We start from the raw sequence: 26,460 nt of genomic DNA, 5'->3' as shown, positions 1-26,460 counted from the left end.
GCCTGCATCCCCCCCCCCGCTCACTTACTCAGACCGAAACTCACGCGGTGCGAATCAACGGGAGATCCTGCGCCGGCGGCAGGATCTCCCGTCTCAGACCTCCTGGCTCAGAGCCCGGGTGAGGCGCTCATTCGCCCGCTCGACACTGCGACGCGCACGCTGCACACGACGGATGCGCGCTGCGAGACGTTGCTCCTCGGCCTCGCGGTGGAGCGTTTGTATTCGGTCGTTTACCAGTTCATGGGAAAGATACGGCACTTTGAGACTCCCGGTGGAGAACGGATTCATCTGTCTGTCTGCTTTCTGCTCGTAGCGGTTGGGGGTTAGGCAGCGACCGGGTGCTTCCGCGGACGACCGCGGGGCCGCTTGCGGGGAACTACGGTCCCCCGGAGGATCAGTTCGCCGCCCCAGACGCCCCACGGCTCCTCGCGCTCGAGCGCGCGAGCCAAGCAGGCCTTCTGGATCGGGCAACCGCCGCAGAGCGCCTTCGCGAACTCCACGTCCTCCGGCGACTCGGCGAACCACAGGTCAGGGTCGGTACGACAGGGGATCTTGGCTTCGTCGATCAGGTCCATGATCGTCTTCGCCCCCATCACGTTCTCCTTTTGATCGATCTTTTTGATCTTGGTCGGGCACCTCGTGGGTGGTTGGGGGATCACGGACAAACAAAGAGGCCGCGGATCCTGTTTGCGGATCCGCGGCCTGGAGGTTAGTTACCGGTCAGGTTGTGACCGGTATATCCCTCCAGGGATGCGGACCGCGCAGTCCACCCTTGGGGTTCTGCTGGGTCGGCAATTCACTGCCTGCGACGTAGACGGGAGCGCTCGGAGTGGCCACGCCATAGTGGGCGTGCGTGAACACGGCGGGCTCCTGGCGACGGGCAGACTTCTGGTGCCGTAGCTTGGCCGGCTCATCGACGAGCCTCACCAGATCACGGCATGCGAAGGCGAGCCACTGCGTGGCCGACATCTTGATGCTGATCACTGGGACTCACCTCCACTCATGAGATCGTCGGACAGGACCTGTCCGACTCGCTTGACCATGACCCTAAACCGGGAACCGAAGAACCGGCAACATATTTTCTACCTGCGATGTTGTTACTTTTTCACACGGATCATGGCCTCCTGAACGACCGACACGACGAGGTCACCGGACGCAGTGAACATCTCACCGCGCGCTAGCCCCCTCGCTCCCCCGGACCAGGGTGACTCATGTGCGTAGAGCAACCAGTCGTCCGCCCTGAACGGCCGGTGGAACCACATCGCGTGATCCAGCGAGGCCCCCACGACATCGGAGGCACCCCACGCCATGCCGTGCGCGAGCAGGATCGTGTCGACCAGCGTGAAGTCGGAGGCGTACGCGGCCAGCACCACGTGCAGCAGCGGGTCGTCGCCGAGCTCCGCGTCGTAGCGGAACCACACGTTGGTCTCGGCGCTACGCAGCTCGGGGTTCTGGAACGCCTCCCACGTCAGGGGCGAGGCATAACGCGCGTCGACCGGCCGCGGCCGGCTCAGCCACTCCTTGTATTCGGAGTTGACACCGACGATCTCCGTCATCCGCTCCTGGAAGGTCGGAAGCGTCTCGGGATCGGGTACGGCCGGCTTCACGGACGCCTGGTGCTCGACGCCCTCCTCGAAGATGTGGAACGACGCGGACATGGTGAAAATGGCCTTGCCATGCTGGATCGCCTGGACCCTGCGCGTGGTGAACGACCTTCCGTCACGCAGCCGCTCGACGTTGTAGACGATCGGGACGGACGGGTCACCGGGGCGGATGAAGTAGGCGTGCAGCGAGTGCACGTTCCGGTCGGACGGCACGGTACGGCCGGCGGCGACGAGCGCCTGCGCGGCCACCTGACCGCCGAAGACCCGCTGGATCCGCTCCTCCGGGCTACGCCCGCGAAAGATGTCGAGCTCGATCTGCTCCAGGTCCAGCAGATCGAGCAGCTCCTTCAACGCCTCGTTCACGATCCCCCCAAACAACAACCATTGGCCCCAAGTCTGGCGTGCCCCCCAACCTCTCACCAACCCGGTCCCCCATGGGCACTGGATCTCCCCAGGGCCGGGGTCGCTGTCCAACGCGAAGGAGCAACCGGCTGAGATGGGCAGAAAACCCACGGACCTGGCCAATCGACGCGACGTGACGGCGGCCGGCCGGGGAAGCCGGTAACCGTATCCCTGGAATGCCCTCAGCCACGCACTGCGCTTGGCGCCCTCCCGTGCCTGCCGTACAAGAAAGAGCGGAGACCAGCGCCGGTAGCGATCAGCCTGACGCCAGACATGGCCGGGTCGGCCTCCGCGGTGTAGAGCGGTGGGTGCCTCCGTCCGGGCGACACCCCCACCCGGTCGACGTTGGTACGAGGCCCGTGTGGCGTCGATGTCGCGCCGGATGAGGAGCCTCAGGAGCGGCACAGCGCGAGGACGGCATCCCCATAGCGGTCGAGTTTGACGCGGCCGATGCCCGTAATGGACAGGAGGTCCTGCTCGGTGACCGGCGCGCGCTCGGCGATGGCCTGCAGCGTCACGTCCGTGAACACCACGTACGGCGGCAGCTTGGCCTCCTTGGCCGTCGCGGCCCGCCATGCCTTGAGCCGCTCCAGCAGCGCCTCGTCATAGTCGGCCGGGCAGGTGGCGCAGCGCCCCAGCTTCTGTTCCGTGGCCGACACCAGCGTCTTGGCGCAGACCCGGCAACTGACCGGAACGGCGACCGAGCGACGCTCTCGTGGAGGAGAGCTGGAGACAACGGCGCCGGCCCGCGCGGGACGGCCGGTGAGGCCGTCGAGGAAGCGCGACGGGCGGCGCCCCTTGCGTCCGCCGGGCGCGCGCGCCAGGGCCCACGAGACCGACAGGTGCTCGCGCGCCCGCGTCACCCCCACATAGAGCAGCCGCCGCTCCTCCTCGATCTGCTCGGGCGTCTCCGCGTACACGATGGGCAGCATCCCGTCCGTGACCCCGACGAGGAAGACCGCGTCCCACTCCAGCCCCTTGGCGGCGTGCAGGGAGGCCAGGGTCACCCCTTCGACGGGCGGGGCGTGCTGCTCAGAGGCGCGCCGCTCCAGCTCCGCGACGTAGGCGGGGAGGTCGGCGCCCTCGGCGGCCATGTCCTCGGCGAGGTCGGCCAGCGCCTTGAGCGACTCCCACTTCTCGCGTGCCTTGCCGCCGCCCGGCACCGTGGGCGTCAGGCCGATGCCCGCCAGGATGTGGTGTACCTCCGTGGCCAGCGGCTCTTCGGAGGCGGACCTGGCCGCGCCGCGCATCAGCACGACCGCGTGGCGTACTTCTGGACGTTCGAAGAAGCGCTCGGCGCCGCGCAGGACGTAGGGGATCTCGGCCTTGGACAGGGCCTCCTCGTAGGCCGCCGACTGGGAGTTGACGCGGAACAGCACGGCGATCTCGCGGGACTGGACGCCCTGGTCGAGCAGCTTCCTGATCGCCCTGGCGACGCCGGCGGCCTCGGCGGGCTCGTCGTCGTAGTCGACGAAGGCCGGCCGGGGGCCGTCGGGCCGCTGGGCGACCAGGTCGAGGCGGTGCGCGGAGCGGCCCTTGGCGATGAGCAGGTTGGCCAGGTCGACCACCTGGGGGGTGGAACGGTAGTCGCGGACCAGTTTGATGACGGCGGCCTTCGGGTGTTCGACGGCGAAGCCCGTGAGGTAGCGCGGCGAGGCGCCGGTGAAGGAGTAGATGGTCTGGTTGGGGTCGCCGACCACGCACAGGTCGTCGCGTCCGCCGAGCCAGGTGTCGAGCAGGAGCTTCTGCAGCGGGTTGACGTCCTGGTATTCGTCGACGACGAAGTAGCGGTATTGCTGGCGGATCTGCGCGGCGACCTCCTGGTGCTCGGTCATCACCGCGGCCGTCAGCTCCAGGATCGTCTCGAAGTCGACCAGGTGCCGCTCGCGCCTGATCCGCTCGTACGCCTCATAGAGCCGGGACACCTCTTCGGCGGGCACCGGGGGCGTCCTCGCGGACTTGGCGGCGGCCGCGGCGTAGTCCTCGGGACCGACCTGGGTGACCTTGGCCCACTCGACCTCCGCCGCGATGTCCCGCAACTCGGACCGATCCGGATTTTTCCGGATCTGGCGGCAGGCTTCGATCAGGATCGGCAGCTTGGATTCGATCACCGAGGGCGCCTCGCCGCCGATGACCCGCGGCCAGAAGTAGGTGAGCTGCCGCAACGCCGCGGCGTGGAACGTACGCGCCTGCACCCCCGGCGCCCCCAGCGCCCGCAGCCGCTGCCTGAGCTCTCCCGCCGCCCGTGTGGTGAATGTCACGGCCAGCACGCTCGGCGCGTCGACGACCCCGCTGCGCACGGCGTGGGCGATCCGGTGGGTGATCGCCCGGGTCTTACCCGTGCCCGCACCTGCGAGAACGCACACGGGACCACGCACGGCCTCGGCCACCTCGCGCTGCTCCGGGTCGAGGCCGGACAGGACATCGTCCACGTTGGTCACCGGTCAATCCTCCCAGCCAGTGGCGGTGAAGGGCTCCATTCTGGCAACATGCCGCCCGTCGTCCGAATCGTCGCCGAGATGCGAAGAACGGGTCTCTTCCCCCACAATGGGGCCCGACCAACTGCATGGGGGAAAGGGCAGGCCGTGCGAACAGCGGTTTTCGTGAGCGTTTGCGCGCTCGCTGCCGTCGCGTTGACGCCGATGACGGCGCAGGCGACGAAGGACCCCACCCCGGGCCCCGTGTCGACCACATCGCCCGATCCGTACGGGCTGAGCGGTTTATCAACCGAGACCATCTCCTACGGCGCGCGCCGCCGCCAGGACATGGACATCTGGTGGACCTCGGACGGCACCAAGCGCCCCGGCGTCTTCCTGATCCACGGCGGCTGGTGGTCCAGCGGCGACAAGAAGCAGATGACCGAGATCGCCCGCAGTTACGCCGACCTCGGCTACACGGTCTTCAACATCAACTACCGGCTCTCCGGCGAGGCGGCGTGGCCCGCGCAGCGGGTCGACGCGCTGGCCTCAATCGCCCTGGCGCGCAAGCACGCCGAGCGCTGGTCGTTCGACCCGAACAAGTACGTCGTGGTGGGCTTCTCGGCGGGCGGGCACATCGCCGCGTCGATCGGCACGTACGGCGACGGGCAGCTGCGGGGCCTCAAGGGCGTGGTCGGGCTGTCGCCGATCATCTCGCCGCTGCGCGCCTACGCCGACGGCGCCAACTCCCCGGACCCGTACAAGCGCAAACTGCGTAACTCGGCGATCCAGCTCGCCGGCGGCTGCCTGCCCAGGGGCAAGTGCTCGCGCGTCTGGGCCAGCATGGAGGTGGCCTGGCACGCCAGCCACAACGACGCGCCGGTGCTGACCGTGCACTCCACGGACGAGTTCGTGCCGCCGTCGCAGAGCCAGCTGCTCAAGGAGATGCTGGGCCAGGTGGGGGTGCCGGTGACGATCTTCACCTCGCCCGGCGTCGCGCACAGCGCGCCGCTCTATCGCGAGATAGGCATCGCCGACCGCGTGCAGCAGTGGATCGCCGACCGCATCGGTTAGGGATTACCGGAGCCTTCCAGGTTGTTGCACCGACCGCCTGCTTTCGCCTCGAAGGGATGTCCACATGGCGCTCACGGTTTACAGCACCACCTGGTGCGGTCCCTGCAAACGACTCAAGTCGCAGCTCACCCGCGAAGGGATCAGCTTCGACGAGATCGACATCGAGCGTAATCCCGATGCCGCCGAGTTCGTGATGAGCGTCAACAACGGCAACCAAGTGGTGCCCACCGTGGTGATCGAGACGCCCGCGGGGCGGGTCGTCCGCACCAACCCGTCGGCGCGCGAGGTCAAGGCGCTCCTCCAGGCGGCCTGAGGCTTCTCAACCGCTACCCAGGCCTGGGCTGTTGGTGCGCCCAGGCCTGCTGGTTCAGGGGACTGTCGAGCTTGTGCTCCAGGAGCCTCTTCAGCTGTGGCACCGCGCGGAGGATGGCGCCGCGACCTACCAGTCCCCCGAAAGTGGTCCGCCGTACCAGGTCTCGATGAGGCGGCGGGCGATCGAGACCGGTGGGGGGAGGCGGAGCTCGCCTGATTGCAGGGCCTTCACCAGTTGGTCGCGGGAGAACCAGTGGGCCTCGGCGATCTCTTCGGCGTCGGGGGTGAGGGTGGTCGTGGTGGCGCGGGCGAAGAAGCCGAGCATCAGGCTGCGCGGGAAGGGCCACGGCTGGCTGCCGAGGTAGCGTGGTTCGACGACGGTGACGCCCACCTCCTCGGCCACCTCGCGGATGACGGCGTGCTCCAGCGACTCCCCCGGCTCCACGAACCCGGCCAGGATCGACAGCCGGCCCTCCGGCCACTGCGGGCCGCGGGCCAGCAGGCAGCGGTCGTCCTCGTCGCGGATGAGCATGATCACCGCGGGGTCGACGCGTGGGAAGTGCTGGCTGGCGTCGCGTGGGCAGACCCGGATGTGGCCGCCCGCCTGCACGTCCGTACGGCTGCCGCAGCGCGGGCAGAACTCGTGTGTCGAGTGCCAGGCCTCCAGCGCCACCGCGTAGACCAGCAGGCCCGCGTCGCGGTCGCCCAGCAGGCCGCCCACCTGGCGCAGGCCCGCGACGACGAGCTCGCCCTCGCCCGTGTCGCGCAGGCTCATCGGCATCGTGACGCGGCCGTTGGCGTCGCCGGCCCGCGAGCCGGGCAGCGGCGCGGCGACCGCGAAGTAGGCGACTCCGTCCTCGACGCCCAGCAGGTAGCGTTCGCCCGGTGGTGCCTCAGCTGTGTCGTAAAGGACCGCGTGCACCTCGTCGCCGACGCGCTTGACCAAGGTCTGGCCGTCGTCGATCACCAGCACCCTGGTCGCCGGATCGGTCCAAGCGCGCTCCAGCCAACCGGCGTTCGCCCGCAGCGCGGACGATCTGTCGATGGTGCCGCGTGCGAGGAGCAGCGGTCCGATGAGTTGCTCTTCCGCTCGCGTCTCCACGGGCCCCACCCTTCCCAAATCCCATGTCATCCTATGACCGCCACCGAATGCGGGGTCTGGTATCCGGGATGATCGCCCACGGGCTAGGATCGGCGGGTTAGGTTAGCCTTACCTGAGACCCGGGGGTGCCTTCGCGTTGCGGCTCTACCTGACCGCACTCAAACCGACCGATTCGGTGACGGACGGGTTCCTGCCCGCTGCCGAGGCTCTGGGCTGTCGTGTGACGATTCTCACTGACCGGCCGGAGCAGCATCCGGGCGCCGTCGCGTGCGACGTGCGCGACCCGCGGGCGGTGATCGACGCGATCGAGCAGCTCGGCCGGCCGGACGCGATCTTCTCCAACTCCGACCACCTGCAGGTGGAGACCGCGCTGGCGGCGGCCTACTTCGGGCTGCCCGGCAAGGACTGGCGGGCCTGCCTGGCGGCCAAGAACAAGTTCCTGATGCGCCGCCGGCTCGCCGAGGCCGGGGTCGAACGGGTCTCGTCGGTACGCCTGGCGCCCGGCGATCCCGTGCTCGGCGGTCTGCCGTACCCACTGGTCGTCAAGCCGCGCGAGGGGGTCGCGAGCGAGGACGTGCTGCTGGTCGAGCGGGACCTGGCCGGGGCGGTGGCGACGCTCAGGAAGCGGCGGCCCGGCGAGGCGCTGGTCGTGGAGGAGTACCTCGAGGGGCCGCTGCGCACGCTGGAGACGCTCGGGGACGCCGAGGGAGTGCGAGTTCTCGGGGGGTTCAGGACGACGCTGGGGCCGTTGCCGTACTTCGTCGAGGAACGGCTGGACTGGGCGCCGGACGGGCCTCGTGAGCATGTTCTGGCCGCGTTGGGGGCGCTCGGGGTGGGGTTCGGCGCGTGCCACACCGAGTACGTCGTCACCCCGGCCGGGCCGCGCGTCGTCGAGGTGAACTATCGGGTGATCGGCGACCACTGCGACTTCCTGCTGGCCGATGTGCTCGGGGTGCCGGTGTTCGAGTGGATCCTGCGGGTGCATCTGGGGGACGACGTGCCGGCCGTACCGGATACGTCGCGGTTCGGCAGTGCGGTCAGCCTGGTCGCCGACCGGTCGGGGACGATCACGTCGGCGCCGGGAGCGGCGGAGCTCGTCTCCGACGGCGTCAGGCTGTGGCACCGGCCGCTACGGGCGATCGGTGACGTCGTCGAACAGACCCATACGAACCGCGACTATCTCGGCGTCATCCGGGCCGTCGGCCCGGACCGTGCGCGGGTGGAGGCGGCCATCGAGGGCTTCCGGGCGGCCAGGCCGTGGGTCCTGGGATGAGCTCGCGGGAGGCGTACCTGGCCTCGCGGGTGCTGGACGCGCTGCTGCGCGAGGACTACGGCGGGCTGTCCGCGCGGGTGGCCAGGAGCCGTGACGGCGTGGAGCTGGAGCTGGCCGGCGGGCGCCGGGTGCGGCTGGTGCCGGGGCTGCTGTTCCAGGACTTCGTGGTCGGTCCCGGCGAGCGGCTGGGGCTGGCGGAGGTGCTCGGCACGCTGGCCGAGGTGGCCGATCCGGCCGACGCGCAGGGGGTGGCGGCGTTCGCCGAGGAGTGCGCGCAGGCGCTGGCCGCGCTGGAGCTGCACGACGCGCACCGGGCCGAGGTCCTCGGCAGGGGGCCGTCGTACGAGTCGCTGGCGGCTTTCGTCGACCATCCGGTGTATCCGACCTCCCGGGCGCGGCTGGGGGTGCCCGTCTCCGCGCTGCCCGCGTACGCGCCCGAGTTCGCGCCGTCGTTCGAGCTGCGCTGGGCGGCGGTGCCGCGCCGGCTGCTGGCGCCGGGCTCTGCCGCGCGTCCGCCGCACGCCGTCCATGAGGTGGGGGCCGACGAGGTGCTGTTCCCGGTCCATCCACTCGCCGTCGGCGAGGTGCGGAAGATCGACGGGGTGCGGCTGTTCGACGAGCCGTCGCTGACCGTACGACCCACGCTGTCCATGCGGACCGTGGAGCTCGACGCCCGCACCCACCTCAAGCTGCCGCTGCCCGCCAGCACGCTGGGGGCGCGGAACCGGCGGTCGATCAAACCCGGCACCCTCCACGACGGCGCCCTGGCCGAGCTGCTGCTGCGCCGCCTGGCCGACCCCGACGTGCTGGTCGCCGACGAGCAGACCTACGCGCACGCCGGGCACGAGTATCTCGCCTGGATGGTCAGGAGACTGCCGGCGGGCCGGATGGTGCCGGTCGCCGCGCTCAACGCCCCCGGGGTGCTCCAGGAGGTGGGCGACGTGCTGCCCGGCTATCTGCGCCTGCTGCTGCGCTGGAACGTACGGCTCTTCGTCCGCTACGGCGTCGCGCTGGAGGCCCATCAGCAGAACCTGTCGCTGGTGTTCCAGGACGGGCGGATGAAACTGCTGGTCAAGGATAACGACGGGCTGCTGGCCTCTCCTTCGAGGCTGGCCGCGGCGGGCGTCGAGGTGCCCGCGTTCCGCGACGAGCGGATGCTCACCGACGATCCGCACGCCCTGGCCGACGTGTTCGTGACCATCACACTGCACCTGGCGGCGGCCGCGATCGTGTTCGGGGCCCTGCCGCCCGCCCAGGCGTCCGCGCTGCTGCGCGACACGCTGGCCGAGGCGCTCGACGAGTACGGCGACGACCCCATGGCCAGGCTGCTGCGGGCCAGGACGCTCGACGCGGCCAGGCTCACCGGCAAGTCGATGATCACCGCGGGGACCCTCGTGGCCAAGGAACGTTCCGGGGCGCGGGACATCAACAAGTTCTACGGCACCAGCGGGCCCAACTATCTGAGGAGAGCTTGAATGCACGGTCTGGTCCTCGACTCACCGGTCTCGCCGGTGTCATCAGCCGAGGAGGCGACGCTGGGCGCCCTGCTGCGGTGCTGCGTGCGGGAGGTGGCCGGGCCGCGTGGCCTGGTCTGGCCCGCGCCACCGTACCTGCTGCTGCGGGTCGGGGGCACGCTGCTGCGGGTCCGTACGCACGGCGGGGCCGCGCTGCGGTTCGCCGGGCCGCCCGAGCGTCTGGACCGCGGCACCTGGCAGCCCCTCACGACCGACGAGCTGGTACGACTGGCGGAGGCCGACCTGACCGGCAACGCGGCGTCCAATGGGGAGTTCGCCGGGCAGGTGGCCGCGAGCAGGGACGCGATCGCCGCGATCCTGGCGGCCCGGGCCGAGGCCGTGGCGCCCGCCGACCCGTGGCTGGCCTCCGAGCAGGCGCTGGTTCACGGGCATCCGTTCCACCCGAGCCCCAAGTCGCGCGGCGGCGCCGATTGGCTGCGGTACGCGCCCGAGGCGCACGCCGAGTTCCCCGTCCGACTGCTCGGCGTCCGCGCGGACGTGGTCGCGGAGGAAGGCGACGCGTCGGCTCTCGACCTGCTGGGCGAGGCGCCGCCCGGCTACCGGCTGCTGCCCGCCCACCCGTGGCAGCTCGACCTGCTGCGCCCGGCCTTCGGCGGCGAGCTGATCGATCTGGGTCCCGGCCCGGTGGCCGTGCCCACCTCGTCGGTGCGGACCGTCTACGCGCCCGCGGCGGAGTCGTGCCTGAAGTTCAGCCTCGATGTCCGCATCACCAACTGCGTGCGCAAGAACGCCTGGTACGAGCTGGCCGGCGCGGTGGAGCTGACCTCGCGCCTGGGGCCGGTGTTCGACGCGGTCACGGCCGCGCATCCGGGCACCCGCTGGCTGCCCGAGCCGGGTTACCGCTCCGCCGCGCTCGGCACCCGCCTGCTCGAAGGCCTCGGCGTGATCGTCCGGGCCAGCCCGTGGTCCGTGTGCTCCCCCGGCGTCACTCCGGTCCTGTCCGGCGCCCTCGCCCTCCAGGCGCCCGCGGGCGATCCGCTCGCCTGGTGGACCGCCTACGTCTCGGTGGTGGCGCCACCGGTGCTGGAGCTGTACTTCACGCACGGCGTGATACTCGAACCGCACCTGCAGAACGTCCTCGTCGGCCTGGACGCCTCGGGGCTGCCCGTGGAAGCGGTCTTCCGCGACCTGGAAGGCACCAAGCTCGTCTCCGGCCGCCACTCGCTCGACGGCGTGCCCGCGAAGGTGGCGCAGGCCCTGAGCTACGACGCGGAGCGCGGCTGGGCCCGCGTCGTCTACTGCCTGCTGGTCAACCACCTCACCGAGATCGCCGCCACGCTGGCGGGCGACGACGACCAGCTGCTGCGCGAACTGTGGCGGATCGCCCGGGACGTGCTCTCCCGCCACGCCGGGGCGCTCGGCTGGCCGCTCCCGCTGTCCGACCTGCTGGCCGGCGCGCCACTCCCGGCCAAGGCGAACCTGACGGTCCGCTGGGCCAGAGCCGCCGACCGGACCGCCGGATACGTCCCGATCGCGAACCCGCTCGCGTGATCACGCCGAGAGATCGCCAACCCGTTCGCGTGATCACCCCGAGAATCCGCGAGGCCGCCCTGCGGCTCGGTGACGTGCCCGCCTACGTCTACGACCTGCCCGCGCTGCACGAGCACGCCTCAGGGGTACGTCAGGCGCTGCCCGGCATCGAGCTGTACTACGCCGTCAAGGCCAATCCGGCCGCCGAGCTGCTCCAGACGCTGGCCGAGCACGTGGACGGCTTCGAGGTGTCCTCCGGCGGCGAGCACGCCCACGTGTCGGCCCTCTTGCCCGGCAAGCCGCTGGCCCTCGGCGGCCCCGGCAAGACCGACGCCGAGCTGCGCCTGCCCTGCCACCGCCTGCACGTCGAGTCGCCCAACGAGCTGCGCCGGCTGCTCGCCACCGGCCGCGAGGCCGACGTCCTGCTCCGCCTCAACCCGGACCTGCCGGTCGAGGGCGCCGCGCTGACGATGAGCGGGCCGTTCGGCATGGACGAGGCAGGCGTACGCGAGTGCCTGCCGCTCTTCACCGACCGCGTACGCCTGCGCGGCCTGCACAGCCACCTGGCCAGCGGCCTGGACGCGCCGAGCCTGCTGCGGCTGGCCGGGACGCTGCTGGACACCGAGCACGACGAGGTCAACCTGGGCGGCGGCATGGCCGTCTCCTACGCCTCGCCGGAGTCCCGGTTCGACTGGCGGGCCTATGGCGCCGGTCTGGCGGCGCTGCGCCGGGCCGGGCAGCGGGTGCGGGTCGAGCCGGGCCGGGCGCTGACCGCGTACTGCGGCTACTACGTCACGAAGGTCGTGGATGTGAAGCGGGTGCGCGGGGAGGCGTACGCGATCGTGCTGGGCGGCACGCATCACCTGCGCACTCCTGTCACCAAGGGCCACGACCAGCCCTTCACCGTGCTGCCCACCGGCGACGGCCCCGCCCTGACGGACGAGCCGGTGACCGTGGTCGGCCAACTGTGCACCCCGAAAGACGTTTTCGCCCGAAAAATCGTGACTTCGGTGCGGGTGGGGGACACGGTGGTGTTCGAGATGGCCGGGGCCTATGCCTGGAACATCTCCCACCACGACTTCCTGATGCACCCCAAGCCAGGCTTCCACTACCTGCGGGACTAGGGACGGGCCCTTCACACGACCGTCTCGATCCCTGTGCCGGTACGTCGTGGCGGAGGTCCTTTGGAGAAGTACCCCCTCCGGAGGAGCAGACGAAGACGGCCCGTCGTGGCGGAGGTCCTTTGAAGGAGTACCCCCTCCGGAGGAGCAGACGAAGACGGCCCGTCGTGGCGGAGGTCCTTTGAAGGAGTACCCCCTTCGGAGGAGCAGACGAAGACGGCCCGTCGTGGCGGAGGTCCTTTGAAGGAGTACCCCCTTCGGAGGAGCAGACGAAGACGCCCGTCGTGGCGGAGGTCCTTTGAAGGAGTACCCCCTTCGGAGGAGCAGACGAAGACGCCCGTCGTGGCGGGGGTGCCATCAGGGGAGCGGAAGAAGGCGGGCCCTACGAGACGGGGACGGCCTCGATGAGGGCGACCAGGCCGTCGGCGTCGAGGAGGTCCACCGGGCGTACGGTCTGGTTCGCCCGGACATAGTGGAAGGCCGCCCCCACCCGCTCCAGCGGCACCGCCGCCAGGTGCGACCAGGCCAGCCGGTAGGCGGCCAGCTGCACCGAGGCGGCGCGGGCGGCCTTGCCGCGCGGCGGCGCGCCGGTCTTCCAGTCGACGACCTCGTAGCGCCCGTCGGGCAGCTCGAAGACGGCGTCCATCCGGCCGCGCACCAGCCGGTCGGCGATCATCGTCTCGAACGGCACCTCGAGGTCGAACGGCCGGCGCCCGGCCCATTCGCTCTCCTCGAAGCGTTCCTGCAGCTCCGCCAGCCGTACGTCGGCCTCTTCCGGCTCGTCCACCAGGTCGAGGTCGAAGTCGTCGAGCAGGCGCTGCTGGTCCCAGCGCGTCTCCAGCCACTTGTGGAACGACGTGCCGCGGCGGGCCAGCGGCGCGGGCTTGACCGGGACGGGACGGCGGATCCTGCGGGCCAGCTCGCGGGCGTCGGCCGCCAGCGTGACCAGTGACGACACGGTCAGCTTCGAGGGCAGCTCGACGGTGGTGGAGGCGCGCCTGCGGTGCAGCTCGCGTTCGCGGAGCAGCAGGTCGGTGTCGCGTTCCCAGGCGCGGACGCGTTCCTGCTCGAAGGCGCGCAGCGTCTCGTCCTCGGCGGGGGCGAGCGTGCCCGCCAGCGCGTCCTCGACCAGGCGCGCGCCGTCCAGCACCGACTCGTAGCGCAGGCCCTCCGGCGTGACCGGCCACACGGCCTCGGCAGGCTCGGCCAGCAGCGGGTTGGTCACCCCGGCCGCGAGCTCCGGCGCCCAGAACGCGACCCGGTCACTGGTGTCGCGGATCTCCAGCAGGAAGTCCGACGGCTCCAGCGGCTTGGAAGCGCTCCCCCAGCGGTAACCGGAGGCGATCAGGTGGTAGTGGGCCCGGGTGACGGCCACGTAGGCCAGCCGCCGCTCCTCCATCAGGTCGCGGTCGCGGCAGCTCTCGTCGAACGCGGCCAGCTCCTCCTTGGTGAGCCCGGTCAGCCGCGGCAGGTCGGCGGCGTCGCCGCGGAGCGGGTAGGGGAGCTTGCGTGGGTTCTCGGTCCAGCGACTGTTCATGACCGGTGTCGCGGGGAACATGCTGCCGGTCGCGATCGTCCCCTTCGAGCTGACCAGCTGCGACAGTCCGGGCACGACCACGATCGGCCACTCCAGGCCCTTGGAGGCGTGCACGGTCATCAGCTTGACGCTGTTGCTCTCGCCGACCCGCCCGGCCTCCAGCCCGAACTCCTCGCTCTCGGCCGCCTGCAGGTAGGCCAGGAACGCGCCGAGCGTCGGATCCTCCGCGTCGCCGGCGAACCGGGAGGCCGCGTCCTGGAAGGCGTCGAGGTCGGCCCGGGCGGCGAAGGCGCTGACGGTGCCGCCTCGGGCCGCCACCTCGATGTCGAGGCCCAGCCGCCGTTCGACCTCGGTGATCAGGTCCGGGAGCGGCTGCGCGGTGTGCGCTCTGAGCTGCCGCAGCTCGTACGCCAGCGCGACGAGCCTGGTCCTGGCCAGCGGCGAGAACGACTCCAGCCACGCCTCCCGGTCCGGCAGCTCGTCGAGCGCGTCGATCAGGCTGCCACGCTCCTCCGCCAGGTCGGCGACCACCTGGTCGAGCGGGTCCTGTTCGCGGCGCGTCTCGCGGGCCTCGCGGGTCAGCTCCCTGGCGTACTCGCCGAGCACCCGCAGGTCGGCGGGCCCGATCCGCCAGCGCGGCCCGGCCAGCAGCCTGGCCAGGGCGTCACCGGCGGTCGGATCGTAGAGGACCCGGAGCGTGGCGACGATGTCGTTGACCTCGGGCACGGTCAGCAGCCCGCCGAGACCGACCACTTCGACCGGGATGTCGCGCTCTTCGAGCGCTCTGCGCAGCGCGGCGAACTGCGACCGCTTACGCGCGAGAATCGCCACGTCCTGAGGTTGTACGGCGAGCGTCTTCTTGCGTTCCTTCTCGCCCCAGGGCAGCCCGTCGGGTGCGACCTCCTGGCCGAGGATCTTGTGGATGCCGTCGGCGATCCACTTCGCCTCGTCCTCCGCGGTCTCGTGGAAGGCGCAGGTGACACGTCCCCGGTCGACGCGGTTGGCGCCGGGGACCAGGACCGGCACCTCGCGGGCCTCCATGCGGAGGGGCAGCTGGACGCGGGCGGCGACGTCGAGGACCCGGTCGCCGTTGCGGAAGCTGACGCTGAGCTGTCGTACCGGGGCCAGGTCGCCGGAGCCGGTCCGGAAGTCCTGGGCGAACCGTCGCAAGTTGCCCGCCGAGGCGCCGCGCCAGCCGTAGATGGACTGGCAGGGATCGCCCACGGCGGTGACCGGGTGGCCGCCCGCGTACAGGGATCTGAGCAGCACGAGCTGGGCGTGACTGGTGTCCTGGTACTCGTCGAGCAGCACCACGGAGAAGCGGGACCGCTCGATCTCGCCGACCTCCTTGTGGCGGGCGGCGATCCGGGCGGCCAGCGACATCTGGTCGCCGTAGTCGATGACCTCCCGGGCACGCTTGAGCCGCTCGTACGCCTCGACCAGGGGCAGGAGCTGCCTCCGCGCGGCCTGGACGTTGATCGGCTTGCGCTGGGCCAGCGTCGTACGGCCGCTCAGCCCGGCGTATCTCTCATCGAGCCACTCACCCACCCGCCGCACGTCGGAGGCGGTGCGCAGGTGCTCGGACAGCTCGCCCGCGAGCTCCAGGACGGCGGCCGTGACGGATGGCGGGCCGAGCTCGATCTTGTCCATCGGCCCGTCGTACATCGCCACCACCCTGGACGCGAGCTGCCACGAGACGGCGGGCGTGACCAGGCGCATGGTGGGTTCGAGGGCCTCGCGCAGGGCGTGGTCGGTGACCAGGCGCGCGGCGTAGGCGTGGTAGGTGGAGACGGTCGGTTCGTTGTCGAGCAGCGCGGGTTCGACCAGGCCCGCCTCGGCCAGGCCGTTGAGGCGTTCGCGGACCCGGGTGGCCAGCTCGGCGGCGGCCTTGCGGGTGAACGTCAGGCCGAGCACGTTCTCGGGCTTGACCAGGCCGTTGGCCACCAGCCAGACCACCCGTCCTGCCATGGTCTCGCTCTTGCCCGAGCCCGCTCCGGCCATGACGACCATGGGTTCGAGCGGGGCCTCGATGACGCGGGACTGTTCGGGGGTGGGGGGCAGGATGCCGAGCTTCTCGGCCAGCTCGACCGGGTTCAGCACACCTGTCCCCCGTTGTCGTTGACGGGGCAGCTGGATCTGGCCGCGCAGGTGCGGCAGCCGTCGTTCACCTTGGCCTGGAAGAACGGGCCCGACATGCCGATCGCCACGGTGTCGACCAGGTCCTTGGCCCAGCCGGGGTTCTTGTCCTCGGCCAGCGCGCCCTGCTGCTGCTCCAGCGCGTCGTGCTTGCCCGCCGCCTTGCCGACCTGGACCAGCGCGGCGCCGCCCGGCTCCGTCATGCCGTGCCTGGCGAACGCGCCGAGCAGCGCGGCGAGCTGGTAGACGCCGAGCTGCGGGTGGCGGTCGAGCTCGACCGCCTTGGGCTTCGCGCTGCCGGTCTTGAGGTCGATGATCACCGCGCGGTTCTCCGAGTCGCGCTCGACGCGGTCCACCCGGCCCTTGATCTGCACGCCTTCGGAGACCGTGGCGGTGAACGCCTCTTCGAGCGCGACGAGCTCGCGGGGGTTCTCCTGGTGCCAGCGCCAGAACTTGGTGATCATCTGTTCGGCCACCTGGCGCTGCTTGCGGTTGAACCAGACGCCGCCGAAGTCGAGCTCGTTCCAGATGTCGTCCAGGCGCTTGCCGAGCAGGTCCTCGCTGGGCAGGTCGGTGGCGGCGAGCACGGCCAGCGCGTGGATGACCGTGCCGAGGCCCTGGGCCGAACTGGTGCCCGCGGCGCCGACCGCCGTCTCCAGCAGCCATCTCAGGCCGCACTTGGTGAAGCTCTCGACCGCTGAGGGCGAGATCCTGACGATGTCGTCGGGCCAGCTCAGGGGGCGGTCGTCGGTCATGGTGGTGAGGGCGTACCAGTCGTTGGGGTGGGCGCCCTGGACTCCGGCCGCGGCCAGGCGGGCGAGCTGGTGGGCGGCCTTGCCCCGGATTTTTGCCGATTTAGTGGGATCGGTCACTGCGCTGCGGAGGTCCGCCACGAGCGCGGACATGTTCAGCCACCGCGCCCTGTCGTCCACCGTGGCGGCCTCGACGGCGCCCGGCATGAGCTCGCTGAGGAACCTGGACGGCCTCTCGTCGGTGTCCTCCCCACCGACGGCCGTGACGACCAGCCGGCGCCGGGCGCGGGTGGCGGCCACGTAGAACAGCCGCCGCTCCTCGGCCAGCAGCTTGGAGGCCAGCGACGCCGCGTTCGGCTGCCCGCCCTCGACCAGCTCGACGAGGTCCTCCACGCCCAGCATCGAGCCGCGCAGCCGCAGATCGGGCCACACGCCCTCCTGCACGCCCGCGACCACCACCACGTCCCACTCCAGGCCCTTGGACCGGTGGGCGGTCAGCACCCGGACGGCGTCGCCGTCGGGCGCCCGCTCGGCCAGCGTGTCACCGGGGATCTCCTGCGCGGCCAGGTCGTCCAGGAACACCTCGGGGCCCGCCTTGGGCATCCGGTCCACGAACCGGGCGGCGTGGTCGAACAGGGCGACCACGGCGTCGAGATCCCGGTCGGCCTGTGCCCCCCTGGCCCCGCCGGACAGGCTGAGCTCGGTCCACTTCTCGGCCAGGCCGCTCTCGTGCCAGACGGCCCACAGGACCTCCTCGGCGCCGGCGTGGTCGCGTACGGCCTGGCGGGCCGCGGCGAGCAGCCTGGCGACGCGTTCGGCGGGGAGGGCTATGTGGGGCTCTATCCGGGTCAGCTCACGCGTGTCCTTTATGGCCGCGACCAGCAGTTCTCCGGACGTGCGTGCTTGGAGGGAAGAGTACGGGGGCGGCGGCTGCTCGGCGTCGTCGTCCGTCGTCTCCGTGACCTCGCCCTCGCCCTCGTCTTCGTCCTGCGGCTCGGCCGTCGTCTCGTCTCCTGGTGCGGCCATCGCCTCGTTTTCGGCGATCTTCAGTGCCCGCCGCAGGCGTCGTACGCCGATCATGTCGGTGCCGCCGAGGGGGCCGGTCAGGAGTTCCTCGGCCACGCCCTCGTCGAGTTCGGCCGCGTCGATGGCGACCCTGAGCATCGTCAGCAGCGGGCGTACCCCGGGCTCCTGCGCGATCGGCACCTCGTCGCCGGCCACCATCGTCGGCACGCCCGCGCCGACCAGGGCGCGCCGCAGCAACGGCACCTGACGGGTCGCCGACCGGACGAGCACCGCCATCCGGTGCCAGGGCACGCCGTCGATCAGGTGGGCCCGGCGCAGCGTGTCGGCGACGACGGCCGCCTCCTGGCTGGTGCTGTCGGCCAGCAGCACCCGCACCTCGCCGGCCTCCATCTCGGGCAGCGACAGCAACTCCCGATGCCCGTGCGAGCGCCGCTCCGTGGGCGTAGCAGTGTCGGGGGTCGGCGCCGCGGACGTGACAGCGTCGGAGGCCGGCGAGCCGGCCGTGACGGCGTCGGGGGTCGGGGCCGCGGGCAGGCGGTCGGCCACCCGTCTGGAGGCCGTCAGGAGATCGGCGCCGCTCCGGCGGCACACCCGCAGCGCCACCACCGGCGCGTCCCGCCCGTCACGGGTCGGAAACCGCTGCGGGAACCCCAGGATCCCCCGCACATCGGCCCCCCGGAACCCGTAGATCGACTGGTCCGGGTCACCCACCGCGATCAGGTCGCGCCCGTCACCGGCCAACTGCCGCAGCAGGAACTCCTGCGCCGGATCTGTGTCCTGGTATTCGTCCACGAAGATCACGTCGTGCGCCGCGCGTTCCCTCCGGCGCACCTCCGGGTCGGCGAGCACGCCCGCCGCCGCCCTGATCAACTCGGCGTAGTCGAGCGCCGGCTCGGGATCGAGGTCGAAGCGCACCTCGTACCGCTCCAGGAACCGGCCGACCGCCACCCAGTCCGCCTTGCCGTACTGCCTGCCGAGCTCCTGCAGCCGTTCGCCGCTGAGCCCGCGCTCGCCCGCGCGGGACAGAAAGTCGCGCAGCTCCTCGGCGAACCCGCGCGTCTTGAGCGGCTCGCGCAACGCGACCGGCCATTCCCTGGCGCCGTCCTCCAGCTCGCCGTGCAGCAGCCGCCGGATCTCCAGCAGCTGCTCGGGCCCGGTGAGCAGCCGCGGCGGCGCCTCACCGGCCAGCACCGCTTCCCGCCGCAGCAGCGCGTAGGCGTAGCTGTGGAAGGTGAGCGCCAGCGGGGTCCTGGTCGTGCGGCGCAACCGCCCGGTGACCCGTTCCCGCAGCTCACCGGCCGCCTTGCGGCTGTATGTCAGGATGAGTACGCGTTCGGGATCCTGCCCGCGTCGCTCGATCCGGTCGACCACGCTCTCGACGATCGTGGTGGTCTTCCCGGTGCCGGGACCGGCCAGGACGAGCAGCGGTCCGCGTCGGTGCTGAACCACGGCACGCTGGTGCTCATCGAGCACAGGGGCCGCCACGGGTCCCCCGCGCCCACGCCGCACCAACCGCCAGGTCTGAGCACTCACAACACTAGATTCCACCAGACCACAGGGGTAGATCGTGCCGAGTTGACCTCTCTACCACGCGATCGGCCAACGCTACCGGGGTAAAAGTCGCGCCACCCGCCGACACGCCGCAGCCCCGCCATCGTGCAATCTCGCGACATATCTTGACTTGGAGCTAATGCGATATATCGTGACTTAGTAGGCACCGACTCCTGGGAGAGGTCATGACGCGAACCGACAAGGGCTACAAGGGCATCGGCATGGAGGGAACGATCGCCCGCTGGTACGCGAACAACACTGGCAAGGACCTGTCGAGGTTCGCCGAACAGACCCGAGCCGTGGTGGCCCGTGCCCCGGCCGGCGCCGACCTCCTGGAGGTGGCCCCCGGCCCCGGCTACCTCGCCATCGAACTGGCCAGAACCGGCGACTACACGGTCACCGGCCTCGACGTCAGCACGTCCTTCGTCCAGATCGCCCGGCGGAAGGCGGCGGAGGCGGGCGTCCAGGTCGACTTCCGCCACGGAAACGTCTCGGCCATGCCGTTCGAGGACGCGAGCTTCGACTTCATCGTCTGCTGCGCCGCCTTCAAGAACTTCTCCGACCCGGTCGGCGCCTTACGGGAAATGCACCGCGTCCTCCGGCCCGGAGGCCGCGCCTACATCAACGACCTGCGCCGCGACCTGTCCAAGGAGGCGGTCGACGCGGACGTCGCCCGCATGCGCCTCGACCCGGTGAACCGGGCGATCACCCGGTACATCCTGCGCTCGGTCCTGCCCAGACGGGCGTACGACAAGAGGCAGTTCACGGCCATCATCTCCCACACGGACTTCAGAACGTTCGACATCCACGAGGAACCCATGTCGCTGGAGATCGAACTGCGCAAGTGAGTTTCGCGGTCGAATAGCGAGTTCGGGACTTGATCGGATTTCCTGCACGTTGGCTACAATTCAGCTATGAAGGCCGCAGTCCGCACCAGATATGGCCCGCCGGAAGTGGTTCGCGTCTCGGAAGTAGAGCGGCCGACAGCCAAGGACAACGAACTGCTCGTCAAGGTCCACGCAGCGACGGTTAATCGTACGGACTGCGGGTTACGGGCGGCCAAGCCCTTCTTCTTGCGACTTTTCACCGGGCTGGTCAGGCCAAGGGTGACGATCCTCGGGAATGAGTTTGCTGGAGAAGTCGAGGCGATAGGCCGCGGCGTCACGTCCTTCAAGGTCGGGGACAGGGTGTTCGGATACAACGATGTCGGGTTCGGGGCCCACGCCGAATACCTGTCGATTCCCCAGGACGGCACACTCGCGCTCATGCCGGCGGACCTGACCTACGAGGAGGCCGCGCCCAGTACCGAGGGTTCGCACTATGCCCTCACGATCATCAGAACGGCGCAGATCCGGAGCGGGCAGGACGTCCTCGTCTACGGCGCGTCCGGGGCCATCGGCTCGGCGGCGGTACAACTCCTGAAAAGCCTTGGCGCCGGCGTGACCGCGGTCTGCGACACGAAGAGCGTTGAGTTGATCAGGGGTCTGGGTGTCGACAAGGTCGTCGACTACACGGCCGAGGACTTCACGAAGGACGAGCAGAAATACGACTGCGTCATCGACGCCGTCGGCAAGAGTTCGTTCGGCCGATGCAGGCGACTGCTGAAACCGCGCGGGATATATCTCGCGTCGGACCTGGGTCCCCTGTGGCAAAATCCGATCTTGGCACTCACGACTCCGCTGCTCGGCGGCAAGAAGGTCAGGTTTCCCATCCCGAAGCCCGACCCGGCGATGGCGCGGTATTTCAAGGAACTGATCGAGTCCGGACAGTTCACGCCGGTCATCGACAGACAGTATCCGTTGGACGAGATCGTCGAGGCTTACCGGTACGTCGAGACAGGCCAGAAAACTGGAAATGTCGTGCTCAGCATCGGGCATTCAAACTAGGCCGGCACGCCGGGCGAGTTCGACTCCGTGGTAGGCGCACATCTACGAGACGGCCGATCCGGAGATCGTCATCGCCGAGTACCAGCTCCACGGCACCGTCCTGCCCACCGGAAAGCGGTTCGCCTTCTCCATCATGGTCGCCCGAGTCCGTGACGGGCTGATCGCCTGGTCCCGCAGCGGCGCGATCGCGTTCGACGGGGTCAAGGACCTGCTCGCCGGACTGGCCGCAGTGTGAAGTGGCCCTTGGCTTTCCGCTAAGAGTGGCCGTATCGCAGCAGACCACTTGTCCCTAACCTGTGGCTTCCACGCGAAGCAGCCCCAGGAGGAGCAACATGATCAACATCCGCAAGCTCCTCCCATCCGACCGGATCGCCTGGGAGGGCCTGTTCCGCGCCTACATCGACTTCTACCAGCGCGTCGAGCCGGACGAGATGTACGAGAGGGCCTGGCAGGAGTTCCAGGCGGACACGCGCCTACACGCCCTCGGAGCGACGCTGGACGGACGGCTCGTGGGCATCACGCATTTCTTCCCCCACCCCAGCACGTCGGCGCCCGACACCGACGTCTGTTACCTGCAGGACCTGTTCACCGCTGAGGACGTACGGGGCAAAGGCGTGGCGCGCGCGTTGATCGCGGCCGTGACCGACTGGGCCAAGGACCGTGGGTGCGGCCGCGTGTACTGGAACACTCATGAGTCGAACACCACCGCCCGGCGCCTGTACGACAAGGTGGCCGAGAACCGTGGCTTCATCAAGTACCAGATCGACCTTCAGCCCGCGACGGCCTTGACGTAAGCCTCCACGTGATCGGCGAGCTGAGCCTCGGACAGGTCGAGGTGCTCGAGAATGGTGTACCTGCCCGGACGGGTCCGCGGCGCGTACGCCACGGCCTTGGCGAAGTCGGCGTCTGACAAGCCGAGATCGCCGGGAGTGCGCGGCAGCCCGTGCCGTTCCAGACACGCGGAGATCAGCCCGACCTTGTCTTCGTCCTGACGCAGGTAAGTGCAGAACAGAGCACCGACTCCGGCCAGCTCCCCGTGGCTGGCCGTGCCAGGGTGGAGCTCGTTGACGGCATGCATGATCTCGTGGTCGCCACCACTGGCCGGCCGGCTCGACCCGGCCACTCCCATCGCCATCCCGGAAAGGATCAGCGCCTCGGCCAGCACGGTGAGGAACTCGTCGGTCCGGGCCTGCCCCGGCTGGTGCAGGACCACCAGCGCAGCCGATCTGGCCATCGCCACCGCCAGCCCGTCGAGGCGCTCGCCGACCTCGGCAGCGGCCAGTTCCCAGTCGGCCACCGCAGACAGGTCACTGATCGCGTCGCCGATCCCGGCCGTGGACAACGACGCCGGGGCGGACCGGACGCGATCGAGATCCACCAGGACGGCCGCCGGCATCACGACGCCGTAGGAGCCCGTGCCCGACTCGTGCCGCAGCGTGCTGACCGGCGAGGCGATACCGTCGTGGCCCAGGCTCGTGGTCACCGCCACCATCGGGATGCCCGCCATGTGCGCGGCGAACTTGGCCACGTCGATGGTCTTGCCGCCGCCGATGCCCGCGATCGCCTCGAACTGACCGGCCCGCAACTGCTGTCCGAGCTCGACGGCGGCGGCGAGGCTGCCGTCCGGAACGCGGAAGACCTCGGCCCCATCGATCCGCAACTCCTCGCAGATGCCGTCACCCTGGCTGGGACCGACGGCGACGGCCACCCTGCCCTGCCGCGCGATCTGCAGGTCGGTCAGCAGCGTGCCGACGCTGGCGACCGCACCGGCCCGGACGTCGATGAACAGGGGTGCGGAGAGCATACGGGCCAACAGCGGCATGGTTGTCCTTGTCCTCGGACCGGATGTTGCTGTCCGAAAGCGAAATGAGCTGATCGAATCCGTGAGGCTAACAGCATCAGGCGATCTTCGTGCTCGGCGTCGCGTCTTGATGATGGAGGAGTGATCGGCGAAGTCGGCGGCGATCAGGATCTGCATGAAGGACATTCGGTCAGGCTTTGCGTCGGATGGTGCGGCCGACTCCACCGCCTTCCGGAGTCAGCGCGACGATCCACTCCCACCCACCCGCCGCCCTCCGGAGTCAGCGCGACGGTCCTCTCCTGTCCCCCGCCGCCTTTCGTAGTCCGCCAAGGAGGCGGCGAAGCGTCCGGAAGGGCGCCCGAGCGGAGCGAGGACCATCGCGGGGTCGGCGCCGGCGCCGACTGGGAATGCGCCTGAGCCCGGCGCGCGAAGCGCCCCCTGCGAAGCCCTTTGGCGGTGGGGTCGGGCGGAAGCGGCGCCTGAGCCCATCGCGCGAAGCGCCCCTACGAAGCCCTTTGAAGGCGGAAATGCCTGAGGCCCCCAGGGCGAAGCGCCTTGGGAGCCTCAGGAGAAGAGCCTCAGGAGAACAGGCGGTCTACGACTCGGGCCGTGGCCTTGCCGTCGTCCCTGGGGGCGAAGGTGGCGCGGAAGGCGTCGTAGCGGTCCTGGTGGGCCGCTGCCACCGAGTCGATCGAGCGTAGTGCGTCGATCACCTCAGCCGACGTCGACAGCACCGGACCCGGCGCCTGCTCCGGAAGGTCGATGTACAGGCCCCGCTTCGTCGAGTATTTCGCCAGGTCGTAGCCGTAGAAGACCATGGGCCGACCGGTGGCCGCGAAGTCGAACATGACCGAGGAGTAGTCCGTGACCAGCACGTCCGCCACGAGCAGCAAATCCGCTATGTCGGGATAAGTCGTGACGTCGTGGGCGATCTCGGGGACGGCGGGCATGGCTTGCATGGGGTGGGCTCTGACCAACAGCTCGTGGTCCGCGCCCAGTGCCTCGCGGGCCTTGGCCAGGTCCAGTTTGACCATGGCGTTCTTGCGGTCATAGTCACGCCACGTCGGTGCGTACAGCACCACGCGCTTGCCCTCGACCAGGCCCAGCCGCGCCCGCACCGCGGCCGCCAGCGAGTCCCGGTCCGGCGAGCTGAGCACGTCGTTGCGCGGCAGCCCGCTCTCCAGGATCTCGCCCTGGTAGCCGAACGCCCGCCGCAGCACCGGTGTGGCCCACGGAGACTGGGACAGCAGCACGTCCCAGCCGCGTACCTCGGCCGCCTGCCGGTGCCAGATCGGCGGCCGGGGGTCGCGGGTCATGTGGGGCTGGTCGTTGCCGATGCGCTTGACCGGGGTGCCGTTCCAGGTCTGCAGGACGACCTGGTCCTCGCGGGAGCGGAACCAGACCGGCAAAAACGCATTTGTCACGATAAATCGGGACCGGGCGAGCGCAGCGTGGTGCTCACGGCTGCCGGCCCGCACCGAGGTCGTGCCCGGAGGCGGGGTGAACGCGCCGTCCTTGACGATCCAGATGTGCTCGCGGTCGTCGCCCCGCCGCACCCGCTCCTCATAGATGGCCCGGACGCTGTCGGCGTAGAGCCGGCCGTCGTTGACCACGTAGACGGTCGCGTCGGTCAGCGGCTCGGTGCGTTGCGCCGGGTAGAAGACCCGCCGCAGCACGTGGGTGCCCGCGACGCCCTTCTCGTCGGCCGGCCGCTCCTCTTCGACCGCCACCACCGGCACGTCGAAACGCGTCGAGAGCATCCGGAAGGACCGCCCCTCGGTCGCGCGCGGCGTCTCGTCGAGGCCGGGCAGCGCCGCGTGGTCCATGCGCAGGGGGACGATCTCCCCCGACGGGTGCCGGACGGACATGTTCCAGGTGCCGGACGCCAGCGGCACGACGTCGCCGAAGCGGTCCATCGACGCGGGCTCGAGGCGTACGGAGAACTGATCGCCCGTACGGACCATCGGCACGTGGTAGGACAGCCCGGACCGGTGGCGCAGCGTCAGCACGCGCGGCCCGGCGGCGTCGGGGTAGTCGCCGCGCAGCACCAGCGCGGTCCCCTCCCACACCGCCGAGGTGATCACCGGGCGGATGCGGTGCGCGGAGACGAGCACGCGGTCGCGCCGGTCGCCCAGCACGGTGATCTCGCGGTCTCCGGAGGGCGCCCTGGTCTCCACCAGGTCGGCGAGCATGACGGACGCGGCGGGGTCGCCCTTCGGCTCGACCCAGAGCCGCCGCCCGTCCTTCTCCTGCAGCAGGGCGGGCACGGCCAGGCTGACCAGCACCTCGGTGCCGTCGGCGACCGGCGTGAACTCGGCGGCCATGCGGTGGCCGCCCAGCCGGGCATGACCCTTGGTCACCGTACGGCCGGCCAGGAAGATCTTCAGCTCCAGGCGCTCGCCCTCGACGGAGACCCCGGAGAGTTCGGCGCGGTTGGGCTGGAGGACGACCTGGAGCGCCCGGTCGGAGGTCCACACCGGTCTGACCCACAGGCCCGGTTGAAGCTTGAGCCCGGCGGGACGCTCGGTGCGGCCGGGGGACGCGCCGCGCAGCAGACCGGTGGCCCGCGCGCCACGGCTGTAGAAGACGATCTCGGCCCGCCACGTCGTGGTGTCGTGCACGGCGGGCCGGTGGCGCAGCCGCCTGCGTACGGCGTGCACGACGTCGCGCACGGCTCCGCGCCAGCGCAGGGACCACGGGCTGAGCTCGGCGGTGAACCCGGACCAGTCATAGTTGCAGCCCGGCTCGCGCGCGCCGTGCGTGGCCTCGGGGGCCAGCACCCGGCGGGTGCGCATGCGCACCGGAGGCAGCCAGCGCGGCCCGCGCAGCACCACGGTCGCCCAGTTGAACCGGCGGCTGCGGACGGACAGGCCCGCCAGATAGGCGAAGCCGGTGACGCGCAGCTTGCCGTTGACCCACACGATGTCGTCGATATGGGTCACGGGCACCATGTCGGCGCGCCGCAGCCGGTAGAGGCCGGCCGGGAGCTCGTCACGGAACGGCAGGTCGGCGTACCAGCGCAGACCCTGGCGGATCCGCTTGGACGGCTCGGCCGCCGCCGCCACGACCTTGGTGAGCGTGTCGCCGTCGATCAGCTCGTCGTCCGGACGGTGCTCGATGAGGTGACAGATCAGGCGCCGGGCGACGGGCAGGTCACGCTTGACCCCCGCGTCCACGGCCGCCAGGTAGGGGCGCAGCAAGGTGACGAGCTCGCGCCTGCGGGCCGCGCCACGCTTGACCGCCAGGTCCATCCGGGCACCCAGCGGCCCACTGAGCACCTCGGCGTCGAACGCCGAGTCGTGGCCGCCCGATCCCACGGCCCGCATGACCGCGTCGAACGGCTCACCCCGGTCACAGAGATCCTGGACAGCCTTCAGGCGATCGGCGATCTGATCGCCGCCCTGACTCAGGGCTGTGACGCCGGTTGCCATCGGTAAGGCACCGCCTTTCGAACCGCCATC

At 70.4% G+C, this 26,460-nt stretch carries 18 protein-coding genes; 9 read left to right on the top strand and 9 right to left on the bottom strand.

Annotated elements, in window-relative coordinates:
- Nucleotides 1–323: 323 nt before the first annotated feature.
- From KME78_RS60315 to KME78_RS60300, 4 genes are all read right to left on the bottom strand, one after another.
- The gene (locus KME78_RS60315) at nucleotides 324–593 is read right to left on the bottom strand and encodes a WhiB family transcriptional regulator (protein WP_103964555.1); all 270 of its coding nucleotides are present in this window, start codon (nucleotides 591–593) and stop codon (nucleotides 324–326) included.
- 127 nt (nucleotides 594–720) lie between these two features.
- Nucleotides 721–984, bottom strand: a complete 264-nt coding sequence (locus tag KME78_RS60310; RefSeq protein ID WP_219539325.1) for a hypothetical protein — start codon at nucleotides 982–984, stop codon at nucleotides 721–723.
- 113 nt (nucleotides 985–1,097) lie between these two features.
- Nucleotides 1,098–1,967, bottom strand: a complete 870-nt coding sequence (locus KME78_RS60305; protein WP_219539324.1) for an acyl-CoA thioesterase — start codon at nucleotides 1,965–1,967, stop codon at nucleotides 1,098–1,100.
- A 431-nt stretch (nucleotides 1,968–2,398) separates the two neighbouring features.
- Nucleotides 2,399–4,438 (bottom strand): ATP-dependent DNA helicase UvrD2, encoded by a 2,040-nt coding sequence (locus tag KME78_RS60300; protein WP_219539335.1) that lies wholly within the window; start codon nucleotides 4,436–4,438, stop codon nucleotides 2,399–2,401.
- 249 nt (nucleotides 4,439–4,687) lie between these two features.
- Here KME78_RS60300 and KME78_RS60295 point away from each other — a divergent pair, with 249 nt between their 5' ends.
- A complete protein-coding gene (locus tag KME78_RS60295) occupies nucleotides 4,688–5,497 on the top strand; it encodes an alpha/beta hydrolase (RefSeq protein ID WP_308127580.1) in 810 nt (269 codons plus the stop codon).
- A 64-nt stretch (nucleotides 5,498–5,561) separates the two neighbouring features.
- Complete coding sequence (locus KME78_RS60290) at nucleotides 5,562–5,810, top strand: mycoredoxin (protein ID WP_219539322.1); 249 nt, start codon at nucleotides 5,562–5,564, stop codon at nucleotides 5,808–5,810.
- Between the two features lie 126 nt (nucleotides 5,811–5,936).
- On the opposite strand, the gene nudC is transcribed toward KME78_RS60290, so the two are convergent.
- Nucleotides 5,937–6,911 (bottom strand): NAD(+) diphosphatase, encoded by a 975-nt coding sequence (gene nudC, locus KME78_RS60285; RefSeq protein WP_308127579.1) that lies wholly within the window; start codon nucleotides 6,909–6,911, stop codon nucleotides 5,937–5,939.
- 136 nt (nucleotides 6,912–7,047) lie between these two features.
- Here nudC and KME78_RS60280 point away from each other — a divergent pair, with 136 nt between their 5' ends.
- From KME78_RS60280 to KME78_RS60265, 4 genes are read left to right on the top strand one after another with little or no spacing between them, the layout of a single operon-like run.
- Complete coding sequence (locus tag KME78_RS60280; protein ID WP_219539320.1) at nucleotides 7,048–8,184, top strand: ATP-grasp domain-containing protein; 1,137 nt, start codon at nucleotides 7,048–7,050, stop codon at nucleotides 8,182–8,184.
- On the top strand, nucleotides 8,181–9,659 hold the full coding sequence (locus KME78_RS60275) for an IucA/IucC family protein (protein WP_219539319.1): 1,479 nt from the start codon (nucleotides 8,181–8,183) through the stop codon (nucleotides 9,657–9,659). The genes KME78_RS60280 and KME78_RS60275 overlap by 4 nt, the downstream gene beginning before the upstream one ends.
- Nucleotides 9,660–11,210: an IucA/IucC family protein gene (locus KME78_RS60270; protein WP_219539318.1), complete on the top strand. Its 1,551-nt coding sequence runs from the start codon at nucleotides 9,660–9,662 to the stop codon at nucleotides 11,208–11,210. It begins immediately after the preceding gene.
- A gap of 29 nt (nucleotides 11,211–11,239) precedes the next feature.
- On the top strand, nucleotides 11,240–12,313 hold the full coding sequence (locus tag KME78_RS60265; protein WP_219539317.1) for a type III PLP-dependent enzyme domain-containing protein: 1,074 nt from the start codon (nucleotides 11,240–11,242) through the stop codon (nucleotides 12,311–12,313).
- A 379-nt stretch (nucleotides 12,314–12,692) separates the two neighbouring features.
- Here the strand turns inward: KME78_RS60265 and KME78_RS60260 are convergent, their stop codons facing one another.
- Nucleotides 12,693–15,947 carry an ATP-dependent helicase gene (locus tag KME78_RS60260; RefSeq protein ID WP_219539316.1) on the bottom strand — a complete coding sequence of 1,085 codons (3,255 nt, stop codon included), beginning with the start codon at nucleotides 15,945–15,947 and terminating at the stop codon, nucleotides 12,693–12,695.
- Nucleotides 15,941–19,294 carry an ATP-dependent helicase gene (locus KME78_RS60255; RefSeq protein ID WP_372455132.1) on the bottom strand — a complete coding sequence of 1,118 codons (3,354 nt, stop codon included), beginning with the start codon at nucleotides 19,292–19,294 and terminating at the stop codon, nucleotides 15,941–15,943. The genes KME78_RS60260 and KME78_RS60255 overlap by 7 nt, the downstream gene beginning before the upstream one ends.
- A gap of 203 nt (nucleotides 19,295–19,497) precedes the next feature.
- Between KME78_RS60255 and KME78_RS60250 the strand changes: the two genes are divergently transcribed.
- The 3 genes from KME78_RS60250 (at nucleotide 19,498) to KME78_RS60240 (ending at nucleotide 21,992) form a co-directional block, all read left to right on the top strand.
- Nucleotides 19,498–20,160, top strand: coding sequence for a class I SAM-dependent methyltransferase (locus KME78_RS60250; protein ID WP_219539315.1), 663 nt, complete (start codon nucleotides 19,498–19,500; stop codon nucleotides 20,158–20,160).
- Nucleotides 20,161–20,226: 66 nt separating this feature from the next.
- Nucleotides 20,227–21,198, top strand: coding sequence for an NAD(P)-dependent alcohol dehydrogenase (locus tag KME78_RS60245; protein ID WP_219539314.1), 972 nt, complete (start codon nucleotides 20,227–20,229; stop codon nucleotides 21,196–21,198).
- A gap of 332 nt (nucleotides 21,199–21,530) precedes the next feature.
- Entirely contained in the window at nucleotides 21,531–21,992 is a 462-nt protein-coding gene (locus tag KME78_RS60240; protein WP_219539313.1) for a GNAT family N-acetyltransferase, read from the top strand.
- Here KME78_RS60240 and KME78_RS60235 read toward each other — a convergent pair.
- Together KME78_RS60235 and KME78_RS60230 are read right to left on the bottom strand one after the other, a co-directional pair.
- Nucleotides 21,968–23,002: an iron-containing alcohol dehydrogenase family protein gene (locus KME78_RS60235; protein ID WP_219539333.1), complete on the bottom strand. Its 1,035-nt coding sequence runs from the start codon at nucleotides 23,000–23,002 to the stop codon at nucleotides 21,968–21,970. The genes KME78_RS60240 and KME78_RS60235 overlap by 25 nt on opposite strands.
- A 575-nt stretch (nucleotides 23,003–23,577) precedes the next feature.
- Nucleotides 23,578–26,430, bottom strand: a complete 2,853-nt coding sequence (locus KME78_RS60230) for a CDP-glycerol glycerophosphotransferase family protein (RefSeq protein ID WP_246654922.1) — start codon at nucleotides 26,428–26,430, stop codon at nucleotides 23,578–23,580.
- Nucleotides 26,431–26,460: the final 30 nt, after the last annotated feature.

The organism is Nonomuraea guangzhouensis (assembly GCF_019396345.1).
GTDB classification, from domain to species: Bacteria; Actinomycetota; Actinomycetes; order Streptosporangiales; family Streptosporangiaceae; genus Nonomuraea; species Nonomuraea guangzhouensis.
This window is presented reverse-complemented; position numbering and strand designations above follow the sequence as displayed.

What these genes read in the sequence shown, in the direction of transcription:
- KME78_RS60315 (WP_103964555.1), bottom strand. Translation starts at nt 593, where the DNA reads ATGGGGGCGAAGACGATCATGGACCTGATCGACGAAGCCAAGATCCCC.
- KME78_RS60290 (WP_219539322.1), top strand. Translation starts at nt 5,562, where the DNA reads ATGGCGCTCACGGTTTACAGCACCACCTGGTGCGGTCCCTGCAAACGA.
- KME78_RS60275 (WP_219539319.1), top strand. Translation starts at nt 8,181, where the DNA reads ATGAGCTCGCGGGAGGCGTACCTGGCCTCGCGGGTGCTGGACGCGCTG.
- KME78_RS60270 (WP_219539318.1), top strand. Translation starts at nt 9,660, where the DNA reads ATGCACGGTCTGGTCCTCGACTCACCGGTCTCGCCGGTGTCATCAGCC.
- KME78_RS60250 (WP_219539315.1), top strand. Translation starts at nt 19,498, where the DNA reads ATGACGCGAACCGACAAGGGCTACAAGGGCATCGGCATGGAGGGAACG.
- KME78_RS60245 (WP_219539314.1), top strand. Translation starts at nt 20,227, where the DNA reads ATGAAGGCCGCAGTCCGCACCAGATATGGCCCGCCGGAAGTGGTTCGC.
- KME78_RS60240 (WP_219539313.1), top strand. Translation starts at nt 21,531, where the DNA reads ATGATCAACATCCGCAAGCTCCTCCCATCCGACCGGATCGCCTGGGAG.
- KME78_RS60235 (WP_219539333.1), bottom strand. Translation starts at nt 23,002, where the DNA reads ATGCTCTCCGCACCCCTGTTCATCGACGTCCGGGCCGGTGCGGTCGCC.
- KME78_RS60230 (WP_246654922.1), bottom strand. Translation starts at nt 26,430, where the DNA reads ATGGCAACCGGCGTCACAGCCCTGAGTCAGGGCGGCGATCAGATCGCC.